This is a genomic window from Microcystis sp. T1-4 (assembly GCF_000297435.1).
In the GTDB taxonomy this organism is placed as follows: domain Bacteria; phylum Cyanobacteriota; class Cyanobacteriia; order Cyanobacteriales; family Microcystaceae; genus Microcystis.
Genome location: NZ_CAIP01000443.1, coordinates 1 through 5862 on the forward strand (window position 1 = coordinate 1; position 5862 = coordinate 5862).

At 39.9% G+C, this 5862-nt stretch carries 3 protein-coding genes; 1 reads left to right on the forward strand and 2 read right to left on the reverse strand.

The window, feature by feature from the left end; translation table 11 throughout:
• Together MICAI_RS27485 and MICAI_RS22175 are read right to left on the reverse strand one after the other, a co-directional pair.
• Positions 1 to 2083: LamG-like jellyroll fold domain-containing protein (locus MICAI_RS27485; protein ID WP_039900724.1), on the reverse strand; the 2083-nt coding region annotated here is incomplete at its 3' end.
• A gap of 632 nt (positions 2084 to 2715) precedes the next feature.
• Entirely contained in the window at positions 2716 to 5436 is a 2721-nt protein-coding gene (locus tag MICAI_RS22175) for a valine--tRNA ligase (RefSeq protein WP_008207327.1), read from the reverse strand.
• Positions 5437 to 5652: 216 nt separating this feature from the next.
• Between MICAI_RS22175 and MICAI_RS22180 the strand changes: the two genes are divergently transcribed.
• Positions 5653 to 5862 (forward strand): Uma2 family endonuclease (locus tag MICAI_RS22180; protein WP_039900725.1); only part of this gene is annotated, 210 nt, incomplete at its 3' end.

The following is a 5862-nucleotide window of genomic DNA, read 5'->3' on the forward strand; positions in this document are numbered from 1 at the left end:
CTTCTCCAATTAAATAATCATTTCCTGCTAATCCATAAATAGCGTCATTACCAGCGAATCCATTAATCACATCATTGCCAGTAGTTCCTACTAAATTATCATTGCCAGCAGTTCCTTCATTATCAATAATGGTGAGGATTGCTGTATTATTATTTGGATCAATTGTTGTACCTGAACTTGGATTACTTAAGATTAAGTGAACCGTTTCATTATTATCAGCTAAGGAATCATCTTTAATTGGAATTGTTACCGTTTTACTCGTCTCACCTATTGCAAAATTAACTGTTACAGAATTAGTTGTAAAATCATCGGCTGATGCTGTATCTCCTGTTAAAAAACTTAAAGCAACATCCGCACTGACTTCACTATTAAATCTTCCAGTCCGAATCACAGTAACAGCAACAATAGATGTTTCATCTTCTTTAATACTAAAATTCCCTTGGTTGAAAGATAAAATACTAGGCTCATTGACAAAAATAGCTCCTTCATTTATCCATGTTGGATTATTGATTAAACTTGCAGTATGGGCGTTAACAGTTGAATCTACTGATGTAGTACCTGTACCTTCATCGAAATGGTAATAAGCCACCAATCCTGTAGAATTTGATGCGACAGAGCGATTAAAATTATTAGCAATTTCAGAAGCCGTGCGAGCAGTATTCCATATACGCACTTCATCCATACTTCCATTCCAGTTCCGACCTCCACCACCCCAATTTCCGAGACGCAAAAATTGACTTCCGTTATAATTGATTGAACCACTGTAAGGACTAGAACCCATGAGGACTCCATCTATATAAACCGAAAGAGAGTTTACGTCTTTTACAAAAGCTAAATGCTGCCATATATTGGGAGTTAGAACAAATCTGACACCTGCGTCTGGAGAACCGCTAACTCCAAGCGAATAATGATTTGTTGCACTCGCATCTTGCTGTACCACCCATCCAAGATGTGTTCTGTGATTATTATCGATAATATTGGCATATGTAACCTGTGTGTTTCCCGCTTTTACCCACATTTCTAAAGTAAAGTTTTGATAGTTAAACCACGTCCCTAAATCTGCCTGCTGATTCACCCCATTAAACTGAATGGCATGATCCTCAACAATCTTCACCTCAGCTGTATTTTGACTACCAATATTTGCGCCATTTGTAGCATTAGTCAAAGTTAAATTAATCGTTTCACCTGCATCATTAACCGTGTCAGTTGTAACAGGGATTGATACTGTTTTAGCCGTCTCTCCATTAGCAAAATTAACCACAATGGGAGTATTATCATAATCAGCAGCAGAAACCCCAAGACCATCACTTAAATCAACCGTAACGCTCGCTTCTCCACCTAATCCATCAATCCGATTAATGGTAACTTCTTTAATTCCTATTCCCCCTTCTTTTACAGTAAAATTCGGCTGGCTAAACACAAACGTCCCCGGAGTAAATACCCCAGAAGTAAAAGCTGCTCCACCTAAAATAGTCCCATTATTATCATTTCCTGCTAAATCAGTGACAGTATTTCCTGCATTTTCATTAAACGGCCAATATCCCACTAAACCTGTTTCACTTCCCGTTAACGGATAATTCATATCCGCTTGGATTTCAGCTTGAGTACGCGCCTTATTCCAGATACGCACTTCATCCATTTTTCCTGTAAAGGGATTCCAAACATTAACTTCTTTTCCAATTTTTACAGGTTCAGTATTCTGAATAGGAACAGTTACAAAATTATAACTTTTTTCTAAAACTCCATTAAAATAAAAATTAAACTGAGAGCCATCATAAGTCATGGCAATATGATTCCATTGATTTAGTTTTAGGGAACTAATACTATAGTCATATCGCCAATCTCCATAAATACCTAAAAATGAGAAAAGAACCCTCATTTCATTAGGAGCAATAAATAAACCATAGTTTCTGCTTCCTCCACTACTATCTTCTTTGGTAACAAGCGGTTGCCAATCTCCCTTAACTTGACTGGGATTCACCCAAGTTTCAATCGTAAAACGAGTCAGACTTAAATTTGAACTATGGGGAATACTTACATAGTCATCAGTCCCATCAAATAATAGAGAATAATCAGTACTCATAATCTACCCCTTCTCTTAGCTGTGATTCCAAGCAAAACCGAGCGGAGATTAGTCGGAAACTAACCTACAAAAATCACCCACACTTTTACCAGATAATTGTGACTAGAACTGTTATAAAAATGTCGAGCTTGACTACATATACCCAGTCAACGAATCGCAAATTAACTTTTTAGCTGTCCTAACACTATTATAGAAATCCTAGGGACAAAAGTTCAGTATAAATACTCAATCGCAACAAAAAGAAATAAACAATATTTTGATTGTTTATTTCAGTAGTCGTGCAAAATTAATTTCCTAGTCGAGACAGGAGACAGATGAACGTAGGTCGGGTTGAAGCATGAAACCCAACGCCCGATTATGTTACGCTACCGCTAACCCATCCTACAAATAATTGTGCCTCCCCACTTATATCAGGGATCAAGAAAAGCCGTCGTTCTACGACGGGGTTTTAAACCCAAATTTTCGATAATCTCGATCGCAGTAGCTTTGATCTGGCGTTGTCAGATCAGAATAGGAAAGATGCAATGCAATCCTTGCTATCAAAGTAATTTGAGTTCCAAGCTGATTCGGATCATCTTTCAATTTGACAACGCCTTTGATCTAGCCTACCGGACTTAGTTGGTATAAAATCACTATTGCAGACGTTTTAAGCGTTCTTGGAGAATTTGGGCTTGTTTTTCGGACTCTGCTAAAGCTTGCTTCGTTTTTTCGATTAAAGCTTCTGGAGCTTTTTCGACAAAGCTAGGTTTATTCAAGCGATCGCTCAAACTCTTGATTTCCCCTTCTACCTTAGCTAAATTTTTCGCTAATTTCCCGGCCAATACCGATATATCAACCAATCCGGACAGGGGGATGAGGATTTCTACCGTAGCGACAACACCAGCGATCGCCTGATTGACTTCCTCGGTCAATTTTGCCGTCAAAATTAAGTTTTCGATCTTGGCCAAGTCTTTTAAGTACACTTGTCCGCGTTGCAAAATAGCTAATTCTTGGCTGTTTTCTGTCTGTAAAATTGCCGTAATCGTTGCCCCCGGTTTAATCCCTGCTTCGGCCCGCAAATTACGCAACACCCGAATACTTTCAATTAATAACTCAAAAGTATTTTCTAAGTCTAAATCGATCAGAGAACTATCAGCTATTGGATAGGTTTCTAAAGCTAAAACCTGCTGATTTTCTTGGGTTAAATGATGCCAAATTTCTTCGGTAATATGGGGCATAAAGGGATGTAATAATTTTAATGTCCCTGCCAAGATAAAAGCCAAAGTTTGCCGGGCCGTGGCACAGGAAACTGATTCTTTATCCTTCCATAAACGAGTTTTTACTAACTCGATATACCAATCACAGAAATCGCGCCAGATAAATTCGTATAGACCTTTAGCCGCTTCTCCCATGCCATAATTTTCTAGATAATCTCTAGTTTTTTGCACTGTTTGATGATAACGAGATAAAATCCAGCGATCAGATAATTCTAAATTTTCTAAAGCTGGTTCTCCCAATTCTTCTGGGGTTTTTCCCTCCAGATTCATCATGACAAAACGGGAAGCATTCCAAATTTTATTGGCAAAATTTCGGGCAGCTTCTACGGATTCCGATTCATCGGTTTTACGGTTGTATTGCAGACTGATATCCTGTCCTGCTCCTGCCACTTCTCGGATTAAGGTATATCGTAAAGCATCGGTTCCGTATTTATCAATTAAAATTAGCGGATCGATGCCGTTATTGGCAGATTTAGACATCTTTTTGCCGTTTTCATCCCTAACTAAACCGTGAATATAGACATCTTTAAAGGGCATTTGTCCCGTAAAATAGCCCGCCATCATCGTCATTCTGGCCACCCAGAAAAAGATAATATCAAAACCGGTGACGAGGGTTGTGGTGGGATAATAGGTGTCTAGATCAAGGGTTTTTTCTGGCCATCCCATAGTCGAAAATGGCCACAATCCCGAAGAAAACCAAGTATCTAAAACATCGGGGTCTTGTTGAATAATTATATCCTCTCCATACTCTTGTTTAGCCTTGGCTAAAGCGGAGGTTTCATCTGGGGCAACGACGAAGGGAGTATGGTTAGTAATTTCGTTGTTAGTTTCACTGATAATATACCAAGCGGGAATTTGATGACCCCACCACAGTTGTCGAGAAATACACCAATCTTTTAGTTTAACTAACCAATCGCGATAAACTTTTGTCCATCTTTCTGGCACAAAACGGGGCGAGTTTTCCTGATCTAAACAGGTTAAAGCTTTTGTGGCTAAAGGTTCAATTTTAATGAACCATTGGGTAGATAAAAGGGGTTCCACGGGAACTTTACCTCGATCGCTATAGGGGACGCTATGGCGATAGGCTTCAATCTTGACTAAAAAGCCGTCTTCATCGAGTTTTTTAACAACATTTTTGCGGGCAACAAAACGATCTTGACCTGCGAATATTCCGGCATTTTCGTTTAAACTGCCGTCTAAATTCATGATATTAATAAAGGCCAAATTATGGCGTTTACCCATCTCAAAATCCTTGGGATCGTGGGCCGGCGTAACTTTGACGCAACCGGTACCGAATTCGGGATCCACCAATTCATCGGCAATAATCGGGATTTCTCGCCCCATTATCGGTAAAGTGACGGTTTTGCCGATTAAATGGCGATAACGGGGGTCTTGCGGGTTGACAGCGACACCAGTATCACCGAGCATGGTTTCGGGTCTTGTGGTGGCTACTTGAAGATAACCGCTACCATCGCTAAGAGGATAGCGAAAATACCAGAGATTTCCCTCAATATCCTTGTTTTCCACCTCTAAATCGGAAACGGCCGACCGGGATTCGGGACACCAGTTAACTAAGTATTGACCGCGATAGATTAATCCGTCCTCATAGAGTTTGATAAAAGCAGTACGGACAGCATGGGAAAGTCCCTCATCCATAGTGAAACGTTCCCGCGTCCAATCGACGGATACCCCCAAGCGTCGCAGTTGATTAACAATGGTACTACCAGACTCCTCTTTCCATTGCCAAGCGCGTTCGAGGAATTTTTCCCTTCCTAGTTGATAACGGTCGGTTTTTTCGGCTTTTAATTGGCGATCGAGTATAGCTTGTACTGCAATACTAGCGTGATCTGTGCCGGGCAGCCAGAGGGTATTTTTGCCGGTCATGCGCTTGTAGCGAACAAGTGTATCAATCAAGGAACTCTCGAAGGCGTGACCCATGTGGAGACTACCGGTAACATTGGGAGGGGGGATGACTATGCAGTAGGTTTCGCCGCCTTTTTCGGGGTTTGCTGTAAATATTTCTTGATTTTCCCAATATTGCTGCCATTTCGTTTCTGTGATCTTGGGATCGTATTGCTTCGATAGTTCCGAGGTCATGATGGGGGGATTCTACAATTCTTAGTTCTTTGTCAATTGTCCCACATTTGGGAGAGATCAAATTCCTGTTTAGTTGCTGGCTAAAAAATTTTAAGAGTCCTATTAAAATAGCTGTTATCTTTTCCTCGGCTAAACCTAGCTAATTTATGGTAACTTTTTTGTATCTCACCAGTACAATAATTGCTATAATCAATTGGGGGACTCAATCAATAAATTATGACCATAGCAACAGATAAAAATATCTATAGCTTTGCCGAATATTTACAACTAGAGGAAACGGCAACCTATAAACATGAGTATCAAGATGGGGAAATCGTACCGATGACAGGAGGCACTACTGATCATAATAAAATTGCTCTCAATTTTGCCGCTTATTTAAAATTTGCCCTCAAAGGACAGAAATATAATATTTTTATCGGTGACGTT